This window comes from Methylobacterium radiodurans (assembly GCF_003173735.1).
In the GTDB taxonomy this organism is placed as follows: domain Bacteria; phylum Pseudomonadota; class Alphaproteobacteria; order Rhizobiales; family Beijerinckiaceae; genus Methylobacterium; species Methylobacterium radiodurans.
Map to the genome: position 1 here is coordinate 4,349,354 of NZ_CP029551.1, position 20,663 is coordinate 4,370,016.

Here is a 20,663-nt window from a genome sequence, read left to right on the forward strand (position 1 = left end):
GTTTGAGGCGGAAGCGGCATGCAAGGGGCATCAGGATCGGCGGCGCGCTCAGGATGAGAAAACGGCACGACTGAAGGCGCTGCGACTGGCTAAGGAAGCTCAGCGCCGGACCTCGCCGACTTCGTAGCCACGGCCCGCTCAGTTCACCAAGGCGAAGCTGTGGCGGGAATCGCCCCGGCCGGTCACCGGGTGGTGGGCCGCCGTCCCGGCTTCGATGTCTGAGCCCTGCTCAGCACGTTGGGATCTTAAGGAAGGTCGGGCCAAGCCAAGTCTCGTAGGCGCTTTCGATCGCAGCCTTTATCCGGGCAAGGGCTTTCAGCATACCGGCGGGAAGCGGGTTGCGCATCGTCGGCTGCTGTCCTCACGTCTTCTCCGGCCGGGCCAGCAAGATCGCTGTACGGACCATCGCCCGCTGAACGCCAACGGTCGCCGTAGGGCTTTCCAGCGCGCGCTTGACATTCACTTGGCCGTAGACGGCCTCGGCAAGATCCAGGTTCCAGCCTTCGGAAAATCGAAAGGGTGCTCTCAATCGGCCATCGAGTAGCGCATCAACGGCCGCATCGACCTCCGCATGGGTGATGGTTTGTGATCGCAGGAGATCGCTGATCGTCGGGGATGATTCGGCCATGGCGTAAGGATAGCGTTCCCCCTTTGGACGCCCAGCTTGGAACGCCGTGCTGACGCGGGTACGGGGCGCGATCTGCGTGCGGTAGGCGGTTGTGTTTGCGAAAACGATACGCTCGGCAAAAAGGCTGCTCACCGTCACCGGGGCTCGTACGAGTGTGACGCAATAGTTTTCGCGGATCCTGCCGTGCTGGGGGTGGACCGAGCAAAGGTCGACGTCCGTTCGGCCGAGCTCCGTCGCCTGCGCGTCGAACCGCTCCAGAAAGTCGAGCATCGCGGCTTCCGTCCTCTACCACTGCTCGTCATGAAGGCCTGGGCACGGACGGTCAGCCGAAATCAGGCTCTCGAAGTAGGCCCGTCATCCGTCGCGACCTCGCGCGGCCCGCAGAACTTGGACCGCTTGCTCCCACGCCCCGCCGTTTTCGCGGGCGGCGTCTTGTCGACGAGGATGATGTGCGGCGCGCCTCTCGGGCCCGCGCAGGACGTCTGGGCGGGCGTGACTTCGATGTCGGCGATACATCGCTTCTTCGATGCCGAGCGATGCATTGAAATCATGTGGCCGGACCACTTGTTTGCGCTCGCGCAAAGAGCCGGTTCCGCATTGTCGCTACGATGCTCGAACAGGTGCCGTCGCGTCGGAGGCTGGATTGAAGGTCCAATGGGGGAATGCCGGTCTGCGGGGCCTGGACCCCGCGAAGGGACCTGGAACCCGGCACCTGGGGTCTCGGCGGCCTCACTCATCACCTCGTTCTTCGAGTTGCGCCGAAGCGAAGGCCGAGCCCTTCGTTCCACGTGGGGTGCCGGCGATATGCGCCAGTTGACGCCCGTTCCCTCCGAGGGCCAGCCATTGGGAGAACGCAGCGGGGAGGTCCGCGCCGTCCTCCATCTTCCGATCGAGCGCCAAGGTGCGGCCGTGATCCGGTTTTCCTCGAACATGGAACCGCAACGTTCGTCTTCACCCGTCACGACCGTGGCCGAGCCTAGCTGAGGGGCTGTCAGTGCAAGAGCCGCAGGTTCAAGGGGGAGTGCCGACCCGAGGTGGCCGGGTACGGGAGCTGCTGACCTTCCTGGTCCTCGCCGTGCTGATCTGGCCCTTCATCGCCATCGGAGTGGTCTCGGGCTGGGGCTTCCTTGTCTGGATGTACTACGCGTTCACCGGCCCTCCGGGGCCTGTCTAGGAGAGAGCGATGGCGCGTGAACAAGCGTCCTGGTCCCGGCGGGACCTGCTGGGCGGCCGTTCGGCCGCGGGCCGAGCGGCAGGCGGAGAGCACCATGTCAGCGGGCTGGTGGTCCACGCCCGGCCCGAGCGCCTAGCCGCCGTGCTGACCTCGCTCAACGCGATGCCGGGCCTCGACGTGCACGGGGACAATCCCGCCGGGAAGATCGTCGCGACGTTGGAGACCCGGACCGAGGACGACGTCGTGCAGCGGCTGGGCGAGATCGGGGAGCTGCCCGGCGTCCTCTCCACCGCGCTCGTCTACCACCGTTTCGGCTAGGCACGCCGGACGGCCACGCCCATCTATCCAGGAGTCGATCATGGACGTGTCTCGTCGAACCTTGCTGAAGGCCCAGGCCGCCACCGCGGCGGCGGCCGTCGCGGGCATTGACCTGCCGGCCGGGGCGCAGAACCTCGCGGCCGGGGAGGACATCGCCCTCAAATGGTCGAAGGCGCCGTGCCGGTTCTGCGGCACGGGATGCGGCGTCATGGTCGGGGTGAAGGAGGGGCGCGTCGTAGCGACCCACGGCGACATGCAGGCCGAGGTCAATCGTGGCCTGAACTGCGTGAAAGGGTATTTCCTCTCGAAGATCATGTATGGCGCGGACCGGCTGACGCAGCCGCTGATGAGGGTCCGCGACGGCAAGTTCGACAAGAACGCCGAGCTGCAGCCGGTCTCATGGGATCAGGCCTTCGACGAAATGGCGCGGCAGTGGAAGCGCGTCCTTCGCGAGAAGGGGCCGAAGGCCGTCGGCATGTTCGGCTCGGGCCAGTGGACCATCTTCGAGGGCTATGCGGCGACCAAGCTCATGCGGGCCGGCTTCCGCTCGAACAACCTCGATCCGAACGCCCGCCATTGCATGGCCTCGGCCGCCGTCGGCTTCATCCGCACATTCGGCATGGACGAGCCGATGGGATGCTACGACGACTTCGAGCATGCCGACGCCTTCGTGCTTTGGGGGTCGAACATGGCGGAGATGCATCCGATCCTATGGACGAGGGTCATCGACCGCCGCCTGAGTGCGCCGCACGTCCGCATCGCGACCCTCTCCACTTACGAGCATCGCACGACCGAGCTGTCGGATCAGTCCCTGATCTTTCAACCGGGGACCGACCTCGCCATCCTGAACTTCGTGGCGAACTACATCATCCAGAACGGCGCCGTGAACCGCGACTTTGTCGAACGTCATGTGAACTTCCGGGTGGCCAACACGGATATCGGCTACGGCCTCCGGCCCGAGCACGTGTTGGAGCAGCGAGCCACCCATGCCAACGAGGCCGCCGTCTCGCAGCCGTCGAACTTCGATGCCTATGCGCGGATGGTAGGGGAGTACACCCTCGAAAAGACCAGCGAGCTGACCGGAGTATCGCAGGAGCGACTCCTGACGCTCGCGAAGATGTACGCCGACCCCAAGATCAAGGTGATGTCGCTCTGGACGATGGGTTTCAACCAGCACGTCCGTGGCGTCTGGGCGAACCACCTCGTCTACAACATCCACCTCCTGACCGGAAAGATCTCGGAACCCGGCAATAGCCCCTTCTCGCTGACCGGCCAGCCCTCCGCTTGCGGCACGGCTCGCGAGGTCGGCACCTTCTCCCACCGCCTGCCCGCGGACATGCAGGTCAACAACCCCGAGCATCGCAAGCATGCCGAGGCGATCTGGAAGCTACCCCCTGGCCTATTGAACGGCGAGATCGGATACCATGCCGTGCAGCAGGACCGGATGCTCAAGGACGGTAAGCTCAACGCTTACTGGATCATGTGCAACAACAACCTGCAGACGGCTCCCAACACGAACGCGGAGACCTATCCGGGCTATCGCAACCCGGCCAACTTCGTCGTCTGCTCGGATCCCTACCCCACCGTGACCGCGATGGCCGCCGACGTCGTGCTGCCCACGGCCATGTGGGTCGAGAAGGAAGGCGCCTACGGCAACGCCGAGCGCCGAACCCACATGTGGCGTCAGCTCGTCAACGCCCCCGGCGACGCTCGCTCGGACCTGTGGCAGCTCATGGAGTTCTCCAAGCGGTTCACCACCGACGAGGCATGGGCGCCGGAGATCCTGGCCGCCCATCCGGAGTACAAGGGCAAATCCCTCTTCGACGTGCTCTGGCGTAACGGCAGCGTCGACCGCTTCGGCCTGGACGAGACGGCCCGGGAGCATGAGAACTTCGAGTCGAAGCGGTTCGGCTTCTATGTCCAGAAGGGCCTGTTCGAGGAATACGCCGCGTTCGGGCGTGGACACGGCCACGACCTGGCGCCCTTCGAGCGTTACCATGAGGTCCGCGGCCTGCGCTGGCCCGTCGTCGATGGCAAGGAGACGCGCTGGCGCTACCGGGAGGGACATGATCCCTACGTCGAGAAGGGGGCCGGCTGGCAGTTCTACGGCAACCCCGATCGTAGGGCGGTCGTCATGGCGGCTCCCTACGAGCCGCCGGCCGAGGCGCCGGACCAGGAGTACGACCTCTGGCTGGTGACGGGCCGCGTCCTGGAGCACTGGCACTCGGGATCGATGACGATGCGCGTGCCCGAACTCTACCGGGCCTTCACCGGCGCCGTGATGTTCATGCATCCCGACGACGCTCAGAAGCGCGGCCTGCGCCGCGGTCAGGAGGTGCGGATCGTGTCGCGGCGCGGCGAGATCCGCTCCCGGGTCGAGACGCGGGGACGCAACAAGATGCCGCCGGGGCGTGTCTTTGTTCCGTTCTTCGACGCCAGCCAGCTCATCAATAAGGCGACCCTCGACGCGACGGACCCGATCTCGAAGCAGACCGACTTCAAGAAGTGCGCCGTCAAGGTGATCGGCGTCGCCATGACGGAGCGTGGTGCGGAATGATGCGTCGTTTCATGCTCTCCGCCTGCGCCGGTGCGACATGCCTCGTCGCGGGGGCCCTCTTCGCGCAGGAAGCTCCTCGCCTGACCGGTCCGGAGCCGTTCACCAAGGAATCGCCGGCGCCGCCGATGCAGCGGCAGGTCACCGACGACGTCCGCCGCAAGCGCAACTACCCGGACCAGCCGCCCCTGATTCCGCATGCCATCGAGGGCTACGCGCTCGACCTGAACGCGAACAAGTGCCTGGCCTGCCATGCCCGCAAATTTACTGAGCAGTCCCAAGCGCCGATGATCAGCGTCACGCACTACCAGGACCGCGAAGGGAACACGCTCGGCGGGGTCTCACCTCGTCGCTACTCGTGCCTCGCGTGCCACGTGCCGCAGACCGGGGCGAAGCCGCTCGTCCCCAACACCTTCGTCGACATGGACGCGCTCGTCGAGCGCGAGCCCCGGGGGCGCTGAGATGACGGCGATTGCTAGGGCGTGGTCCTGGTTCTGGCTGAACCCCTGGGTGCGTACGGCCACGCGGCCCGCCACAACCCTCTCGCTAGCCTTCCTGACCCTGGGAGGCTTCGTCGCGGGCGTCCTATTTTGGGGAGGCTTCAACACGGTCTTGGAGCACACCAACACCGAGGGGTTCTGCACGTCGTGCCACGAGATGAAGTCGAACGTATTCGAGGAGCTCAAGGGCACGATCCACTACGCCAACCGCTCGGGCGTGCGGGCGACCTGCCCCGACTGCCACGTGCCCCACAAATGGACCGACAAGATCGCCCGTAAGATGCAGGCTTCCAAGGAGGTCTGGGGCCATATCTTCGGCTCCATCGATACGCGCGACAAGTTCCTGGACCTACGCCGTCACTTGGCGGAGCACGAATGGGCGCGGATGAAGGCCAACGACTCCCTGGAATGCCGTAATTGCCACAGCGCCGAGTCGATGGACGTGTCGAAGCAAAACCCGCGGGCGGCGGCGGCACACGAAAAGGACCTGTTCACGGGCGAGAAGACGTGCATCGATTGTCATAAGGGCATCGCCCACAAGCTTCCCAACATGCAGGGGGTTCCGGGATGGCAATGACCGGACGATGGATGTGTCTCGCGGCGGCGGCTTTCTGGGCCGTGAGCGTGGCCAAGCTGCACGCGGACGATGCCGCGGGACGGTTCGTCGAGGCTGCCTACGCCTCCGCCCTGTTCCAGGCTCGAATCTCGAGCATCGCCGCCGCCAAGGACCCGAGACCCGGTATCAAGGTGCTTGCCGAGCGCGTCCGTGACTTCCGGACCGCCCAGTTGCCCGAACTCGCCCGCTTGGCGGCAACGGCGGGAGTCGAGGTGCGGGACACGCTCGACCTGGAACTGCGAAGCATCGTCGAGAACATCGAGCCGCTCGATTACCTGGCTTTGTCACGTCGCTACGCGGAGGTCGAGACGCAGGCACTCGGCCGGGAGATCGCCGCCTACGAGGATGCGACACGGTCGGAGGCGCAACCGGTCCGGGAATATGCCGCCGCAACCTTGGAGCGGTTGCGCGATCTCAGCAAGGCGGCTCGGGCCGAACTCGCGGCAGTCGCTCCCTGAGGGGCAGCCACCTGGCGCGGCTTCGCGCGGTTGGCGGATCCGCGACTGTCAGATGTGCATCGCCCTGCACCACGAACACGCCGGCCCATCCCTGGGGTGGGTCCAAGCCGATATCAGGACACCGCCCAAGATCGGAAGCCCGGTACTTAGCAGAATAACATGACGAGATCCTGCTTGCCCCGGCCGTAGCCAACCGAAGGCAGCGAGGAAAGGCCTTAGGGCGCCAACTTAGGTCTCTCCGAATCCTGGTGGTGACGCCTGTAGCGACCGCGCAGCTAGTCGCAGATCCATGAGGTGGGGCTACCGCGCCGCACGGGAAGGCCGCAACATGAGGTAGCTGTGCATGTGCTGCGGCGCACATGATGGTTCATAGTTGAACCGTTCGCGTGTTGTTGCGCAGCAAACCCACTTGAATGCCCTGGTTGAGGGTGTCATCCGATTGGGGACGGGCCGCGATGGCGTCGCGTCCCGCCAGCCCTCTACGGGCGTTTCCTCCCAAGACTTTGGGCCGTACCTTCGGGTGCGGCCTTTTTTCGTTAGCCGAGGCGCATCATGCTCTAGACTGACACTGGTTGGGAAACAAGCAAAATGATGCAATTTATGCAGCAGGTGGCGTACTTACGTGCATACCGTTCAAAGGCTCGGATGCGGCCGCTGACGCCTTGCCATGCCTGATGCTTTCCAGCCCCAAGGGACTGAGCGCCGGCCAATCTAGCGGCCGGTTCGTCCGTGAAGAGCCTGTCGCGCCCGAGCCCACGGTGGAAATTGGCGCATGCACCGATGCGCGACGCTGATCGACCTGATCCTGACCTCTGTGGTGCCCGGCGCGGAACCTATCTGCCCCAACTCCGTGTGGCCCCGGCAGAGCGCGGCATGTGCGTGGTCCAGAGCTGCCGCCTGCGCTTCTCCAAGCGCCATGGCATCTCGCGAGATGCGCACGGACCGCGCGACCGGACGGGCCGGCCGGATGATAGGGCGGCGCGCGAGGCTTGGTCTGAGGGCGAGCTCGACCTCGATTTGGATGGTCTCGCGTGCATCGACGTGACGGCAGCCTACACCGCCATGACCCGGTGTTACGGGCATGGTCCACGCGGCGAGCGCGGTCGGACGTGCGTGCCCGGGGAGGCGCCGAGGACCGCGACTGGGACGGCAGTCTCGCGCACTCCCGGCATCGCCGCGCAATGGCCTATCGGCTTGGCAATGAACGGGAAGCCTTCCGCACCTACGAGGCCGACGCCTTCGCTCCGGCCTTTCAACTCGGTGATACGGTCGTCAGGGACGATCCATCGATCCACGGGGGGCTGTCCAACGGCTGCATCTAAGCACCCCGCTCTTCGAGCGGTCCTCCGGCGGCCGCCGGCAACCGTGAGGGCGAAGGGCGCTCGAGGACGTTAGAGAGGCCCTTGACCGTGCTTGTGACGTGAAGCCCGTGGATCGGGTCCGGGTGTGCACAAGGTGTGGAGATGCTGTGGACAAATCCCTCGACCGGCGATGCGCAGCTAAGGTCTGACCTGGGATTTATTGGGACTTATCGGAATGGGCCTGCTTTTCAAGCCATTGATTCCAACCACCAATTTCGTCGAAGAAGTTGGTGGTGGAGCTGAGGGGATTCGAACCCCTGACCTCCGCAGTGCGATTGCGGCGCTCTCCCATCTGAGCTACAGCCCCGTCCGGGACGCCGGCCTTGTAGGCTTGGGCGGCTCAGCCTGTCAATTCCCGATTTTCAACCTTGCGACGCACCGCCCCTGCGGGCCACCGGCGTCGCCTGGATCCGAGGACACGACGCCGCGCATGTATGCCCTGCTCTGGCTCATCAACACGGTCATCAACCTGTTCATCTACGTGCTCATCGCGAGCGCCGTGCTGAGCTGGCTCGTGGCCTTCAACGTGGTGAACGTGCGCAATCCCATCGTCGCCCAGATCGGCGAGGTGCTCTACCGCCTCACGGAGCCGGCGCTGCGCCCGATCCGCAACCTGCTGCCGAACCTCGGCGGCGTCGACATCTCGCCGGTCATCCTGATCCTGCTGCTGCTCTTCGTGCAGCGCCTGATCACCGTCGATCTCGCGCGCTTCCTGGTCTGAGCCCCGTCCGGCCCGGCGGCCGCGGCCGCCCAACGAAGAACGAACGACCCCAGGGAGGGAACGCCCCGTGAAGACCAATCCCGGCCGCTTCTTCGAGGATTACCGTCTCGGCGAGACCATCCGGCACGCCACGCCCCGCACCGTGACGACGGGCGACGTCGCGCTCTACACCGCGCTCTACGGGCCGCGCTTCGCCGTGCAATCCTCGGACGCCTTCGCGCAGGCCGTCGGCTATCCGCGCAGCCCGCTCGACGATCTGCTCACCTTCCACGTGGTCTTCGGCAAGACCGTGCCGGACATCTCGCTGAACGCCGTGGCCAATCTCGGCTACGCCGAGGGCGGGTTCCGCCGGCCGGTCTATCCGGGCGAGACGCTCTCCACCGTCTCCGAGGTGATCGGCCTCAAGGAGAGCTCCAACCGGCAGACGGGCGTGGTCTACGTGCGCTCGGTCGGCTCGGACGCGGCGGGCCAGACCGTGCTGAGCTACTGCCGCTGGGTCCTCGTGCGGAAGCGCGATCCGCAAGCCGCGATCGCCGAGGAGCACGTGCCGAGCCTCGCCAAGGTGGTCGATCCGCACGACCTCGCCGCTTCCCTGCCGAAGCTCGACGTGAGCGCCTACGACCTCGATCTCGCGGGCAGCCCGCACCGCTTCGGCGACTACCGGACGGGCGAGCGCATCGACCACGTCGACGGCATGACCGTCGAGGAGGCCGAGCACCAGATCGCCACGCGCCTGTTCCAGAACACCGCCAAGGTGCATTTCGACAACCATGCCGCGAAGGATACCCGGTTCGGGAAGCGGCTGATCTACGGCGGCCACGTGATCTCGCTCGCCCGCGCGCTCAGCTTCAACGGGCTCGCCAACGCCTTCGCGCTCGCCGGCATCAACGCGGGCCGGCACGTGGCGCCGCTCTTCTCCGGCGACACCGTCTATGCCTGGAGCGAGGTGCTCGACACCGCGGATGTCGGCCGCGGCGATGTCGGCCTGCTGCGCCTGCGCACGGTGGCGACGAAGAACCAGCCCTGCGGCGCCTATCCGGACCGGCAGGGCGACGGTTACGACCCCGCCGTCATCCTCGATCTCGACTACTGGGCCTTCATGCCGAAGTAGCGGCCGAAGCAGCCGCCGAGGCCGCGGTCCCGATCGATACCGGAGCGCGGAGCGACCCCCACCGGAACCCTCGCGCCGGTGCCGGCGTCTTTGACGGGCCGGGCCGGGCTGCCTAAGCAGGATGAACGAGCCGGCTCAGCAGCCCGATCCCGTCACGGCACACGCAGCGAGAATGACCATCCTGGCCCATCCGGACACCGCGCAGGACGGCGACCGCGAGGAGAGCGCGCCGACCACGCGCTGCCGCATCCTGGCGGTGGCAGAGCGCTCGTTCCGGGAGATCGGCTACCAGAAGACCACGGTGGCCGACATCGCCAAGACGCTCAAGATGAGCCCGGCCAACGTCTACCGCTTCTTCGACTCGAAGAAGGCGATCAACGAGGCCGTGGTCGAGCGCGTCACCGGGGAGATCGAGGCGCTGATCGCGCGGATTGCCGACGTGGCGGGCCTGCCCGCCGAGGCGCGGCTGCGGCAGGCGATCGAGGCGCTCCACCGCGACACCGTCGCGCGGTGGGACGGGTACCCGCGCATCCACGAGATGATCGAGGCCGCGATGGGGGAGAGCTGGGGGGTCTGCCGCCACCACATCGACCGCATCGGCGCCGTGTTCGAGCGCATCGTGCGGGACGGCGTGCGGACCGGCGAGTTCGAGGCGGAGGATCCGGCGGTCGCGGCGCGCTGCGTCCAGGCGGCGATCACCCGCCACACGCACCCGCTGCTGGTGGGCCAGCTGCCGCAGGTGCCGGAGCCGACGCTCGATCAGGTGATCGCCTTCGTGCTCCGCGGCCTGCGGCCGGCCCGCTGAGGACCGGGCCGCGAACGCCCCGGAACCGCGCCTCTATTCCGAGGCCGGCGTCTGCGCGGTCGGGGGCGCGTCCGAGGTGCCCGGCTGCGGGCCGTCGTAACCCTCGATCACGATGATCTCGGCCTGCGTGCCGCCCTGGAGCGCGCGGGCCTGCTGGTAGAGGTCGGAGTTCCAGCAGGCGAGCGCCGCCTCGTAGCTCGGGAATTCCAGCACCACGTTGCGGGCCCGCGCGGTGCCGGCCACCGCCTCGAAGCCGCCGCCCCGCACGAGGAAGCGGCCCCCGAACTTGGCGAAGGCCGCTCCGTTCGCGGCCGCGTAGCGCCCGTAGGCCTCCGGGTCGCTCACGTCGACCCGCACGATCCAGTAGCCCCGCGCCATCACACCCTCTCCCTCACGCCGTTTCCATCTCGCGGACGATCGCCTGCGCCACCGCCCGCGGGTCGGCGGCGCCCGCGATCGGGCGGCCCACCACCACGTGGTCGATGCCGGCCCGGCGCGCCTCGCCCGGCGTCAGCACCCGCTTCTGGTCGCCGAGGTCGGACCCCACCGGGCGGATGCCCGGGGTCACGATCAGGCGGTCGGGCCCCACGACGCCGCGCACCGCCACCGCCTCGGCGGCGCTGCAGACGATGCCGTCGATGCCGATCTCCCGGGCCTGCTCCGCGCGCTTGGCCACCATCTCGGCGACCGGCAGGGCGTAGCCGGCCTCCGCCGCATCGGCCTCGTCGTAGGAGGTGAGCACGGTGACGGCGAGGATCTTCAGGTCTCCGCTGCGGCCGCGCACCGCCGCCCGCATGGTCTGCGGGTAGGCGTGCACCGTGAGGAAGCTGACGCCGAGATCGGCCACCGCCCGCACGCCCTCCTCCACCGTGTTGCCGATGTCGTGGAGCTTCAGGTCGAGGAAGACCTTCAGGCCCCGCTCCGTCAGCGCGCGCGCGAAGCCGAGGCCGCCGTTGTACCCGAGCCGGTAGCCGATCTTGTAGAAGGTGGCAGCGTCCCCGATCCGGTCCACCAGGGCGCGGGCGGCCTCCACGTCGGCGAGGTCGAGGGCGACGATCAGGCGGTCGCGCGGGTCGGTGATCTGGCTCATGCGGTCTCCGGTCGGGCGCGAGGGATCGGGCCGGCTCACCGGTTTGTCAATCGCGCGGCCCCATCACCCGCGCCACCTCGGCGCGCAGGATGGGAAGAAGCTCGGCCTCGAACCAGGGCTCGCGCCGGAGCCAGCCGTTGTTGCGCCAGGAGGGATGCGGCAGCGGCAGCACCCGCGGCCGGCCCGGCCGGCCGAGGATCGCGCGCCAGTCGCGCACCGTGGCGGTGAGGCCGCCCGGCATCCTGCCGAGATGCCAACCTTGCGCGTACTGACCGATGACCAGGATCAGTTCGAGGTCGGGAAGCCCGGCGAAGAGCGCGGCCCGCCACTGCTCCGCGCATTCCCGCCGCGGCGGCCGGTCGCCGCCCTTGGCGTCGAGGCCGGGAAAGCACGAGCCCATCGGCACGATGGCGACGCGGGCGGCGTCGTAGAAGGCGGCCTCGTCGAGGCCGAGCCAGGTCCTCAGCCGCACGCCGGACGGGTCGGTGAAGGGCTTGCCGGTGCGGTTCGCCCGCGTCCCGGGCGCCTGGCTGGCGATGCAGAGCCGGGCGGTCCCCGATCCCTGCACGATCGGCCGGGGCTCCTGCGGCAGGGGCGGGCCGTAGCGGGGCGCGTCGCGGCAGATCCGGCAGGCGCGCAGGCGCGCCGCGGTCGTCTCGAAGGTGTCGGGGGCGGTCATCCGCCTCGCAGATGGGGGCCGCGGCCCCGTGCGGCCAGGGCGCCGCGGCCGGGACGAAAAAACGGCGCGGGGTGAGCCGCGCCGTGAAGAAGTGCTGGGGGTCTAGAAAGCCTTGGGGTGCTTTCGAGAACCGGCTTAGACCCCGCTTGCCTGCCCGCGATGTGCGGCGAATCACACGCCCTTCAGGCTGGCGAGGTCGAGCGGCAGCGCGCGCAGGCGCTGGCCGGTCGCCGCGAAGACCGCGTTGGAGATGGCCGGCGCCAGAACCGGCACGCCCGGCTCGCCGATGCCCGTCGGCGCGGCCTGGCTCGGCACGATGTGCACCTCGACCACCGGCATCTCGCTCATCCGGGTCGGCTCATAAGCGTCGAAGTTGGTCTCCTGCACCACGCCGTCCTTCAGGGTGACGCGGTTGCGCAGCACCGAGGAGAGCGCGAAGCCGACCGCGCCCTCGACCTGCGCCCGCACGATGTCCGGGTTGACCGCGATCCCGACATCGACCGCCGCCACGATGCGGTTGACCTTGATGCTGCCGGTGCCGGCCGTGACGTCAGCCACCATCGCCACGTAGGAGCCGAAGGATTCGTGGACGGCGACGCCCAGGCCCTTGCCCTTCTCGTTCCCCGTCTGCGCGTCCGAACCCCAGTTCGCCTTCTCGGCCGCGAGCTTGAGCACGCCCGCGAGGCGCGGCGCGTTCGCCAGCAGTGACAGGCGATAGGCCACCGGATCGACCTTGGCGGCGTGGGCCAGCTCGTCGATCATCACCTCCATGGCATGCGCCGTGTGGGTGTGGCCAACCGAGCGCCACCACAGCACCGGCACGCCCTCGCGGGCGTTGTGCACCTCGAAGCGGTAGGCCGGCAGGGCGTAGGGCGTGTCGGAGGCGCCCTCGACCGTGGTGCCGTCGACGCCGTTCTTTACCAGCATCGCCTCGAAGGGCGAGCCGATCATGATCGACTTGCCGACCATGACGTGCTGCCAGCCCGTGACCGCACCCTTGGCGTCGAGGCCGGCCCGGATCTTATGGTAGACGGTCGGGCGGTAGTAGCCGCCCGTCATGTCGTCCTCGCGGGTCCAGACGAGGTGCACGGGCGCCTTCGCGCCCCAGGCCTTCAGGATGGTGGCGGCCTCCGCGATGTAGTCGGCGGACGGCGTGGCGCGCCGGCCGAAGGAGCCGCCGGCCCATTGCGTGTGCAGCCGGACCTTGTCGGGGGTGACGCCGAGGATCGCTGCTGCCGTCGCCTGCTCGATCGTCTGGAACTGTAGGCCGGCGAAGATGTCGTAGGTGCCGTCCGTCGCCCGCTCGATCGTGGCGTTCAAGGGCTCCATCGCGGCGTGGGCGAGGTAGGGGAAGCTGAACTCCGCCTCCAGGACCTGGGCCGCGTTCTTGATGCCGGCGGCCGGGTCGCCGCGCTCGGAGGCGACGATGCCGGGGCGCTTGGCGGTCTCGCGGTACTCGGCCAGGATCGCGTCGGAGGAGCGGGACTCGGCCGCGCTCTCGTCCCAGGTGACCTTCAGGGCCTCGCGGCCCTTCATCGCCGCCCAGGTGTCGCGGGCGATGACCGCGACACCGGTCGGGATCGCCACCACGTCGAGGACGCCCGCGACCTTGCGGGATGCCGCGTCGTCGAAGCCCTTCACGGTGGCGCCGAAGCGCGGCGGGTGGGCGACGACCGCGGTGACCTGGCCGGGACGGCGGGTGTCGAGGGCGTAGACCGCGCTGCCGTCGGTCTTCATCTTCGAGTCGAGGCGCGGCACGCGCTGGCCGATCAGCCGCCACTGGCTCGGGTCCTTGAGCCGCGGCTCCTGCGGCACCGGCAGGGAGGCGGCGGACGCCGCCAGTTCCCCAAAGCGGGCCTGCCGGTTCGAGCCCGCGTGGCGCACCACGCCGTTCTCGACCGTGATCTCGGCCACCGGCACCTTCCAGGCGAAGGCGGCCGCCGCCACCAGCATCTCGCGGGCGGCCGCACCCGCCTTGCGCAGCTGCATCCAGGAATTGGCCACCGCGGTCGAGCCGCCGGTGCCCTGGATCGGGCCCATCAGCAGGTTGTTGTAGAGCGCGGCGTCGGCCGGCGCGAACTCGGTGCGGACGGTTGCCCAGTCGGCGTCGAGCTCGTCGGCCAGGATCGTGGCGAGGCCGGTCGTATTGCCCTGGCCCATGTCCAGGTGCTTGATGATCACCGTCACGGTGTCGTCGGCCCCGATCCGCACGAAGGCGTTGGGCTGCGCCTTCACCGCGGCGAGGTCGGCGCCGGCGGCGCGCGCCTTGCCGAGATCGAGGCGGAACCCGATCACGATGGCGCCCGCGGCGGCGGCCGCGCCGGTGAGGAAGCCGCGGCGACTCGCGCGCGGCGCAGTTTGGGTCGTCGGCTGACGGATCTTCAGCATGGCGGTGCTCCGGTCAGGACGTGCGGGATTAGGCGAGGGTGCGGGCGGCTTCGTGGATCGCCGCCCGAATGCGCTGGTAGGTGCCGCAGCGGCAGATATTGCCGTCCATCGCTCCGTCGATGTCGGCGTCCGAGGGCTTCGAGTTGCCGGTGAGGAGGCCGATCGCCGACATGATCTGGCCGGACTGGCAGTAGCCGCACTGCACGACATCGAGCTTGCGCCACGCCCCCTGCACCGCCTCTGCGACGCGGCCCGAGACGCCCTCGATCGTGGTGATCTGCGCTTCCCCGACATCGCCGATCCGGGTCTGGCAGGCGCGGGCCGGCTGGCCGTCGAGATGGATCGTGCAGGCGCCGCACTGCGCGATGCCGCAGCCGTACTTGGTGCCCGTCTTGTCCAGGCGGTCGCGCAGGACCCAGAGGAGCGGCATGTCGGGATCGGCCTCGACCTCGTGCGTCGCGCCGTTGACGGTGAGCTTGAACATCCGAACCCTCCCCTGGATCGTGGATCCTGGATCGCGCGAGCGTTAATCCGCCGCGCGGAGCCTGCATGTGCGCCGGAGCACGCAACCCTCAACACAGGCCCCGCGTGAGGCGTTCGCGCGTGGGTTGCGGACAATCCGAGGCGCCGCGGCAGGCCGTTCTTAACATATCCGACCCATTCTGGTGCAGGCGGCCGGTGTGAGGCCGCGGCCCCGATTCCAGCGCAGCGTTCAAGAGTTCGATGTCCGACCTGACCGTCGAGATGGTGCAGCGCGGGCGCGGTCCCTCGACGGAGGAGGTGGCGCGGCGGCGCGGCATCGCCCGGGAGATGCGCTCGGCGCGCGAGCGCCTGACCTCGCAGACAGGGTTGGAGCGCGCCTTCGACTACGAGCTCCTGCGCCACTACGCCCAGTACCGCGCGGGCGCGGGCATCCCGCTCGGCCTCTTCGCCATCGTGCTGGCGGTCGCCGCGAGCTACTGGACCGGGCCGCTGATTCCGGTCCTCTGGGCGTTCGGCGTCATCGTGCTCGTCACGCTCAACACCGGGCTGAGCCTGCGCTTCCTGCGAGCCGACCCGAGGGCGATCGCGCTGCCGCGCTGGCGCCGCCGCTTCGTCGTCGGCGAGGCGCTGCAGAGCCTGGCCTGGGCGGCGATGGTCGGGCTCGGGGCGACCGCCGGCTGGACCTTCGGTCTGTTCGGGCTCGTCATCGCCTCGGCGGTCGCCACGATGCTGGCCGCGACCGTTCCGGCCGCGGCGGTGGCGGCCCTGGCGCCGCTGATCATCGGCGCGCTGGCCCTCCTGGCCTTCTCGCGCGAGACCGACGCCCTGCTGCTCGTGGCGATGGCTTGCGGCTCGCAGATCTTCTTCCTCGGCCTCGCGCGGCGCCTCTACACCTCGACGGTAGGCGCGCTCCAGTCGCGGGCCGAGAAGGACGCTGTCTTCGGGGAGCTGGAGCAGGCCAAGGCCAATTCCGACGAGGCGCGGCGCCGGGCCGAGGAGGCCAACCTCGCCAAATCCCGCTTCCTCGCCACGATGAGCCACGAGCTGCGCACGCCGCTCAACGCGATCCTCGGGTTCTCGGAGGTGATGAAGAACGAGGTCTTCGGACCGCACGCGGCGCCGAGCTACCGGGAATACGCCACCGATATCCACGACAGCGGGATGCACCTCCTCAACCTCATCAACGAGATCCTCGACCTCTCGCGCATCGAGGCGGGGCGCTACGAGATGAACGAGGAGGCGGTACAGCTCGCCCACGTGGTCGAAGAGTGCCGCCACATGATGGGCCTGAAGGCCAAGGCGAAGAGCCAGGCCTTCGCCGAGTACATCGACGCCTCGCTGCCGCGGATCTGGGCCGACGAGCGGGCGCTGCGTCAGATCGTTCTCAACCTCCTGTCGAACGCCGTGAAGTTCACCCCGCCCGGCGGCGAGATCACCATCAAAGTCGGCTGGACGAGTTCGGGCGGACAGTACGTCGCGGTCAAGGACAGCGGCCCGGGGATCCCCGAGGACGAGATCGACACGGTGATGTCGTCCTTCGGCCGCGGCTCGATGGCGATCAAGACTGCCGAGCAGGGCTCGGGGCTCGGCCTGCCCATCGTGAAGGGGCTGGTCGACCTGCACGGAGGCAACTTCACCTTGAAGTCGAAGCCCCGCGAGGGCACCGAGGTCATCGTCACCCTGCCGGCCGCGCGCGTGATGGACACGCTCCCGGCGGTCACGGTGCCGGCCGCCCGCGCGGCTTGAGAGAACCTCCTATCCTGCTCGCAGATCGTCCTCTGGGGAGTGCGGGAGTCGGGATGATTCGGCATCGCCGCGCGCGCTGACATCCCTTCAAGGATGAAACGTCCGTGTCCCGGAACGGGCCGGCCGCAATGCGCGGCTCGCGGCAATGTTCGGCGCTGCAAAACGCCTCGTCCCGGCCTCCGACGCATACCCTGGGGCCTCTTGCCGAGTGGATCGGCGTAAAACGCATGGTGAAAGGCAGAACAGGGCGGCCTGGGCGATGCCGATAAGACCTTTTGCTGCAATGCACAAAAGATGGGGTGCGCGGCAGCATTTGCCGGCTCCGATCCAGCATTGTGGATCTGCGCTGCCCTGTCGCGGGCAGAAGCGGCAGGACGGATTGACGGCGCTCAAATTTCTCTTAGAGTCCGTTCAAGCTTCGGTTTCGAGGAGCCGGCCGAAGGGATGGTCGGCTCTGGTTCGGTGCTCGTTCGGCACCGTGAGAGCGACCCGCTACCGAAGCGCAACAGTATCCCTGTCGCAAACAGCAGGTCAGGTCTCGCAGTCGCGGGCTGAACACCCGTGCCTTAAGGCCTCAAAGACTTGTCGGAGGAATCCATGAGAGCGGTTCATCTTCTCGCCCTCGGCGCAGGCGTGGCGGCGTTCGCCGGCCCGGCCATGGCCAATGACAGCGTCATGAAGGGTATCGCGAACCCGGCGGAGCAGGTGCTCCAGACGGTCGACTACGCCAACACGCGCTACTCGAAGCTCGACCAGATCAACGCGGGCAACGTGAAGAACCTCCAGGTCGCCTGGACCTTCTCGACCGGCGTGCTGCGCGGCCACGAGGGCTCGCCCCTCGTCGTCGGCAACATGATGTACGTCCACACGCCGTTCCCGAACATCGTCTACGCGCTCGACCTCGACAACGAGGCCAAGATCGTCTGGAAGTACGAGCCGAAGCAGGATCCGTCCGTGATCCCGGTGATGTGCTGCGACACGGTCAACCGTGGTCTGGCCTACGCCGACGGCACCATCATCCTGCACCAGGCCGACACCACCGTCGTGTCGCTCGACGCCAAGACCGGCAAGGTCAACTGGTCGGTCGTGAACGGCGACCCAAAGAAGGGCGAGACCAACACCGCGACCGTTCTGCCGGTCAAGGACAAGGTCATCGTCGGCATCTCGGGCGGCGAGTTCGGCGTGCAGTGCCACGTCACCGCCTACGACCTGAAGTCGGGCAAGAAGGTGTGGCGCGGCTACTCGATGGGTCCGGATGATCAGCTGATCGTCGACCCGGAGAAGACCACCGCGCTCGGCAAGCCGATCGGCAAGGACTCCTCGCTGAAGACCTGGGAAGGCGATCAGTGGAAGACCGGCGGCGGCTGCACCTGGGGCTGGTTCTCGTACGACCCCAAGCTCGACCTGATGTACTACGGCTCGGGCAACCCCTCGACCTGGAACCCGAAGCAGCGTCCGGGCGACAACAAGTGGTCCATGACGATCTGGGCGCGTAACCCGGACACCGGCATGACCAAGTGGGTCTATCAGATGACCCCGCACGACGAGTGGGACTTCGACGGCATCAACGAGATGATCCTCACGGATCAGAAGGTTGACGGCAAGGATCGTCCGCTGCTCACCCACTTCGACCGCAACGGCTTCGGCTACACCCTCGATCGCGCGACCGGCGAGCTTCTCGTCGCCGAGAAGTTCGATCCGGTGGTGAACTGGGCCACCAAGGTCGACATGGACAAGGGTTCGAAGACCTACGGCCGTCCGCTGGTCGTGTCGAAGTACTCGACCGAGCAGAACGGCGAGGACGTGAACTCGAAGGGCATCTGCCCTGCGGCTCTCGGTACCAAGGACCAGCAGCCGGCGGCCTACTCGCCCAAGACCAACCTGTTCTACGTGCCGACCAACCACGTCTGCATGGACTACGAGCCGTTCCGGGTGAGCTACACCCCGGGCCAGCCCTATGTCGGTGCGACCCTGTCGATGTACCCCGCCCCCGGCTCGCACGGCGGCATGGGTAACTTCATCGCCTGGGACGGCGTGAACGGTAAGATCAAGTGGTCGAACGCCGAGCAGTTCTCGGTGTGGTCGGGCGCTCTTGCCACCGCCGGCGACGTGGTCTTCTACGGCACGCTCGAGGGCTACCTGAAGGCGGTCGACTCGAAGACGGGTAAGGAGCTGTACAAGTTCAAGACCCCGTCGGGCATCATCGGCAACGTGATGACCTACCAGCACAAGGGCAAGCAGTACGTGGGCGTCCTGTCGGGCGTCGGCGGCTGGGCCGGCATCGGCCTCGCGGCCGGCCTGACCGACCCGAATGCCGGTCTCGGCGCGGTCGGCGGCTACGCGGCCCTGTCGAACTACACCAACCTCGGCGGTCAGCTGACCGTGTTCGCGCTGCCGAACTAATCGGTCGCGGGTCTCAGGGGTGAATGGGTACCGGCGCGGGCTTCCGCGCCGGTACTCTTATGATTAGACTGTTCCTCAAGAAGGCCGGCCCCGATCGGTGGAATGGCACGGTCAAAGGTCCAGGGAGAAACATCCGTTGAACCACCTCAGCACGTTCGTCACGCGGCCGCTCATGGCTGCCCTCGCCCTAGCAACCGTCAACGTGGTTGCCGTACATGCTGAGGATGCCAAGCCTGCCGATCCCGCCCTCGCCAACTCGCTGAACCCGAACGACAAGACCGCCGAACAGGACGAGAAGCTCCTGAAGCGCGATGCTGCCGTGAAGGTCGAGGACGGCAAGTATTTCGACGCCGAGGGTCACCCGACCTTCCACGTCACCAACGAGGGCAAGAAGTTCGATTGGTACGCCTATTCGGGGTACCGTCGCTACCACGCCGAGTGCCATGTCTGCCACGGTCCGGACGGCATGGGCTCGACTTACGCCCCCGCCCTCAAGGATTCGCTGAAGCGTCTCTCCTACGAGGAGTTCATCGGCATCATCGCCGGCGGCCGCCAGAACCAAACCGCGGGCGGCGGCGAGAGCGTCATGCCGGCCTTCGGCGACAACAAGAACGTCATGTGCTACGCCGACGACCTCTACGTCTACCTGAAGGCGCGCGCCGCCGGGGCCATGGGCCGGGTGCGTCCGAGCGACAAGGAAGACAAGCCCGAGGCCGCCAAGAAGGCCGAGAAGGAGTGCCTGGGCGGCTGATGACGCCCCGCGCCACCGCCAAAGCTGCCGCCTGCGCGCTCCTGCTCATCGCCGGAGCGCGCGGGACCTCCGCGCAGCACCTGCCCGATCTCGTCACGACCGACACGCTGCGCGTCTGCGGCGACCCGGGCAACATGCCGTTCTCCCAGCGCAAGGAGGACGGGTTCGAGAACAGGATCGCCGCGATCGTTGCGGACGAGCTGAAGATCAAGGTCCGGTACTACTGGCTGACGCAGGGGCCGGGCTTCGTGCGCAACACGCTGGGCACCGGCCTGTGCGACGTGATCATCGGCTCGGCGCTCGGCAGCGAGCTCGTCCAAAACACCAATCCCTACTACCGCTCGGCCTACACGCTGGTGACGCGCCGCGGCGAGTTCACGGACGTGACCGGCCTCGACGACGCGCGCCTCAAGGGCAAGCGCATCGGCGTGATCGCCGGCACGCCCCCGGTCAACCGGATGGGCGATCTCGGCCTGATCTCCGGGATGAAGGCCTACGCGCCCTACCAGCTCGACCCGGCCCGCCCGCACCAGACGGTCTCGGCGGAGGTGGTCTCGGATCTCGCCGAGGGAACGATCGACGCCGCGGTGCTCTGGGGCCCGGCCGCGGGCTGGCTCGCCAAGCAGGCGGCGGCCCGCACCGGCAAGCCGCTCGACGTCGTGCCGCTCCTCAAGGAGCCCGACCGTCCGGCCATGACCTACCGCATCGGCATGGGCGTGCGGCTCGGCGAGGACGACTGGAAGCGCCAGCTCAACACGATCCTGCGCAAGCGCCGCGACGACATCGAGCGGGTGCTGCGGGAGTTCGACGTGCCGCTCCTCGACGAGAACGACAACCGGCTGCTGGAGCCGGGCAAGCCTTGAACGTACGCCCCGGC

The 20,663-nt window shown here is 67.8% G+C and carries 19 protein-coding genes and 1 tRNA gene; 13 read left to right on the forward strand and 7 right to left on the reverse strand.

The annotated features are described in order from the left end of the window. Window positions 1-361 precede the first annotated feature (361 nt). Complete coding sequence (locus DK427_RS20370; RefSeq protein WP_109952861.1) at window positions 362-898, reverse strand: hypothetical protein; 537 nt, start codon at window positions 896-898, stop codon at window positions 362-364. Between the two features lie 751 nt (window positions 899-1,649). Between DK427_RS20370 and DK427_RS20375 the strand changes: the two genes are divergently transcribed. Genes DK427_RS20375 through DK427_RS20400 form a run of 6 tightly spaced genes read left to right on the forward strand, consistent with a single transcriptional unit; the run spans window position 1,650 to window position 6,248 of the window. Continuing rightward, window positions 1,650-1,802 (forward strand): periplasmic nitrate reductase, NapE protein, encoded by a 153-nt coding sequence (locus DK427_RS20375; protein ID WP_425452483.1) that lies wholly within the window; start codon window positions 1,650-1,652, stop codon window positions 1,800-1,802. Between the two features lie 9 nt (window positions 1,803-1,811). Further along, the gene (locus DK427_RS20380; RefSeq protein WP_109952865.1) at window positions 1,812-2,120 is read left to right on the forward strand and encodes a chaperone NapD; all 309 of its coding nucleotides are present in this window, start codon (window positions 1,812-1,814) and stop codon (window positions 2,118-2,120) included. A 40-nt stretch (window positions 2,121-2,160) separates the two neighbouring features. Continuing rightward, window positions 2,161-4,677, forward strand: a complete 2,517-nt coding sequence (napA, locus tag DK427_RS20385; RefSeq protein ID WP_109952867.1) for a nitrate reductase catalytic subunit NapA — start codon at window positions 2,161-2,163, stop codon at window positions 4,675-4,677. Then, window positions 4,674-5,135, forward strand: coding sequence for a nitrate reductase cytochrome c-type subunit (locus DK427_RS20390; protein WP_425452484.1), 462 nt, complete (start codon window positions 4,674-4,676; stop codon window positions 5,133-5,135). The genes napA and DK427_RS20390 overlap by 4 nt, the downstream gene beginning before the upstream one ends. Before the next feature lies 1 nt (window position 5,136). Beyond that, a complete protein-coding gene (locus DK427_RS20395) occupies window positions 5,137-5,751 on the forward strand; it encodes a NapC/NirT family cytochrome c (protein WP_109952869.1) in 615 nt (204 codons plus the stop codon). A 47-nt stretch (window positions 5,752-5,798) separates the two neighbouring features. After that, window positions 5,799-6,248 carry a DUF4142 domain-containing protein gene (locus DK427_RS20400; RefSeq protein ID WP_245930660.1) on the forward strand — a complete coding sequence of 150 codons (450 nt, stop codon included), beginning with the start codon at window positions 5,799-5,801 and terminating at the stop codon, window positions 6,246-6,248. Between the two features lie 1,592 nt (window positions 6,249-7,840). Here DK427_RS20400 and DK427_RS20405 read toward each other — a convergent pair. Then, window positions 7,841-7,916, reverse strand: a tRNA-Ala gene (locus DK427_RS20405). A gap of 123 nt (window positions 7,917-8,039) precedes the next feature. Here DK427_RS20405 and DK427_RS20410 point away from each other — a divergent pair. The 3 genes from DK427_RS20410 to DK427_RS20420 all read left to right on the forward strand — a co-directional run bounded on the left by DK427_RS20410 (window position 8,040) and on the right by DK427_RS20420 (window position 10,246). After that, window positions 8,040-8,330 (forward strand): YggT family protein, encoded by a 291-nt coding sequence (locus DK427_RS20410; protein ID WP_109952873.1) that lies wholly within the window; start codon window positions 8,040-8,042, stop codon window positions 8,328-8,330. A 67-nt stretch (window positions 8,331-8,397) separates the two neighbouring features. Next, complete coding sequence (locus tag DK427_RS20415) at window positions 8,398-9,441, forward strand: MaoC family dehydratase (protein WP_109952875.1); 1,044 nt, start codon at window positions 8,398-8,400, stop codon at window positions 9,439-9,441. 172 nt (window positions 9,442-9,613) lie between these two features. Continuing rightward, window positions 9,614-10,246, forward strand: coding sequence for a TetR/AcrR family transcriptional regulator (locus DK427_RS20420; RefSeq protein WP_109952877.1), 633 nt, complete (start codon window positions 9,614-9,616; stop codon window positions 10,244-10,246). Between the two features lie 33 nt (window positions 10,247-10,279). On the opposite strand, the gene DK427_RS20425 is transcribed toward DK427_RS20420, so the two are convergent. The 5 genes from DK427_RS20425 to DK427_RS20445 all read right to left on the reverse strand — a co-directional run bounded on the left by DK427_RS20425 (window position 10,280) and on the right by DK427_RS20445 (window position 14,887). Continuing rightward, the gene (locus tag DK427_RS20425; protein ID WP_109952879.1) at window positions 10,280-10,624 is read right to left on the reverse strand and encodes a DUF1330 domain-containing protein; all 345 of its coding nucleotides are present in this window, start codon (window positions 10,622-10,624) and stop codon (window positions 10,280-10,282) included. Between the two features lie 13 nt (window positions 10,625-10,637). Continuing rightward, the gene (gene pyrF, locus DK427_RS20430; RefSeq protein WP_109952881.1) at window positions 10,638-11,336 is read right to left on the reverse strand and encodes an orotidine-5'-phosphate decarboxylase; all 699 of its coding nucleotides are present in this window, start codon (window positions 11,334-11,336) and stop codon (window positions 10,638-10,640) included. A 46-nt stretch (window positions 11,337-11,382) separates the two neighbouring features. After that, on the reverse strand, window positions 11,383-12,015 hold the full coding sequence (locus DK427_RS20435) for a uracil-DNA glycosylase family protein (RefSeq protein WP_109952884.1): 633 nt from the start codon (window positions 12,013-12,015) through the stop codon (window positions 11,383-11,385). Between the two features lie 171 nt (window positions 12,016-12,186). After that, window positions 12,187-14,403, reverse strand: a complete 2,217-nt coding sequence (locus tag DK427_RS20440) for a xanthine dehydrogenase family protein molybdopterin-binding subunit (protein ID WP_109952886.1) — start codon at window positions 14,401-14,403, stop codon at window positions 12,187-12,189. Window positions 14,404-14,431: 28 nt separating this feature from the next. Then, window positions 14,432-14,887 (reverse strand): (2Fe-2S)-binding protein, encoded by a 456-nt coding sequence (locus tag DK427_RS20445; protein WP_109952888.1) that lies wholly within the window; start codon window positions 14,885-14,887, stop codon window positions 14,432-14,434. Window positions 14,888-15,126: 239 nt separating this feature from the next. Here DK427_RS20445 and DK427_RS20450 point away from each other — a divergent pair, with 239 nt between their 5' ends. From DK427_RS20450 to xoxJ, 4 genes are all read left to right on the forward strand, one after another. After that, window positions 15,127-16,632, forward strand: coding sequence for a sensor histidine kinase (locus DK427_RS20450; protein WP_109952890.1), 1,506 nt, complete (start codon window positions 15,127-15,129; stop codon window positions 16,630-16,632). Between the two features lie 597 nt (window positions 16,633-17,229). Then, a complete protein-coding gene (gene xoxF1 / locus DK427_RS20455) occupies window positions 17,230-19,035 on the forward strand; it encodes a lanthanide-dependent methanol dehydrogenase XoxF1 (RefSeq protein ID WP_109952892.1) in 1,806 nt (601 codons plus the stop codon). 172 nt (window positions 19,036-19,207) lie between these two features. Continuing rightward, window positions 19,208-19,786, forward strand: coding sequence for a c-type cytochrome, methanol metabolism-related (locus DK427_RS20460; RefSeq protein ID WP_204165344.1), 579 nt, complete (start codon window positions 19,208-19,210; stop codon window positions 19,784-19,786). Beyond that, a complete protein-coding gene (xoxJ, locus tag DK427_RS20465) occupies window positions 19,786-20,649 on the forward strand; it encodes a rare earth element methanol dehydrogenase accessory protein XoxJ (protein ID WP_109952895.1) in 864 nt (287 codons plus the stop codon). Before DK427_RS20460 ends, xoxJ begins: the two co-directional genes overlap by 1 nt. Window positions 20,650-20,663 lie beyond the last annotated feature (14 nt).

Bases quoted from the DNA above. Each gene is read 5' to 3' on its own strand.
- DK427_RS20370 (WP_109952861.1), bottom strand. From the start codon at position 898: ATGCTCGACTTTCTGGAGCGGTTCGACGCGCAGGCGACGGAGCTCGGC.
- DK427_RS20380 (WP_109952865.1), top strand. From the start codon at position 1,812: ATGGCGCGTGAACAAGCGTCCTGGTCCCGGCGGGACCTGCTGGGCGGC.
- napA (WP_109952867.1), top strand. From the start codon at position 2,161: ATGGACGTGTCTCGTCGAACCTTGCTGAAGGCCCAGGCCGCCACCGCG.
- DK427_RS20390 (WP_425452484.1), top strand. From the start codon at position 4,674: ATGATGCGTCGTTTCATGCTCTCCGCCTGCGCCGGTGCGACATGCCTC.
- DK427_RS20395 (WP_109952869.1), top strand. From the start codon at position 5,137: ATGACGGCGATTGCTAGGGCGTGGTCCTGGTTCTGGCTGAACCCCTGG.
- DK427_RS20410 (WP_109952873.1), top strand. From the start codon at position 8,040: ATGTATGCCCTGCTCTGGCTCATCAACACGGTCATCAACCTGTTCATC.
- DK427_RS20420 (WP_109952877.1), top strand. From the start codon at position 9,614: ATGACCATCCTGGCCCATCCGGACACCGCGCAGGACGGCGACCGCGAG.
- DK427_RS20425 (WP_109952879.1), bottom strand. From the start codon at position 10,624: ATGGCGCGGGGCTACTGGATCGTGCGGGTCGACGTGAGCGACCCGGAG.
- pyrF (WP_109952881.1), bottom strand. From the start codon at position 11,336: ATGAGCCAGATCACCGACCCGCGCGACCGCCTGATCGTCGCCCTCGAC.
- DK427_RS20435 (WP_109952884.1), bottom strand. From the start codon at position 12,015: ATGACCGCCCCCGACACCTTCGAGACGACCGCGGCGCGCCTGCGCGCC.
- DK427_RS20440 (WP_109952886.1), bottom strand. From the start codon at position 14,403: ATGCTGAAGATCCGTCAGCCGACGACCCAAACTGCGCCGCGCGCGAGT.
- DK427_RS20445 (WP_109952888.1), bottom strand. From the start codon at position 14,887: ATGTTCAAGCTCACCGTCAACGGCGCGACGCACGAGGTCGAGGCCGAT.
- DK427_RS20450 (WP_109952890.1), top strand. From the start codon at position 15,127: ATGTCCGACCTGACCGTCGAGATGGTGCAGCGCGGGCGCGGTCCCTCG.
- xoxF1 (WP_109952892.1), top strand. From the start codon at position 17,230: ATGAGAGCGGTTCATCTTCTCGCCCTCGGCGCAGGCGTGGCGGCGTTC.
- DK427_RS20460 (WP_204165344.1), top strand. From the start codon at position 19,208: ATGGCTGCCCTCGCCCTAGCAACCGTCAACGTGGTTGCCGTACATGCT.
- xoxJ (WP_109952895.1), top strand. From the start codon at position 19,786: ATGACGCCCCGCGCCACCGCCAAAGCTGCCGCCTGCGCGCTCCTGCTC.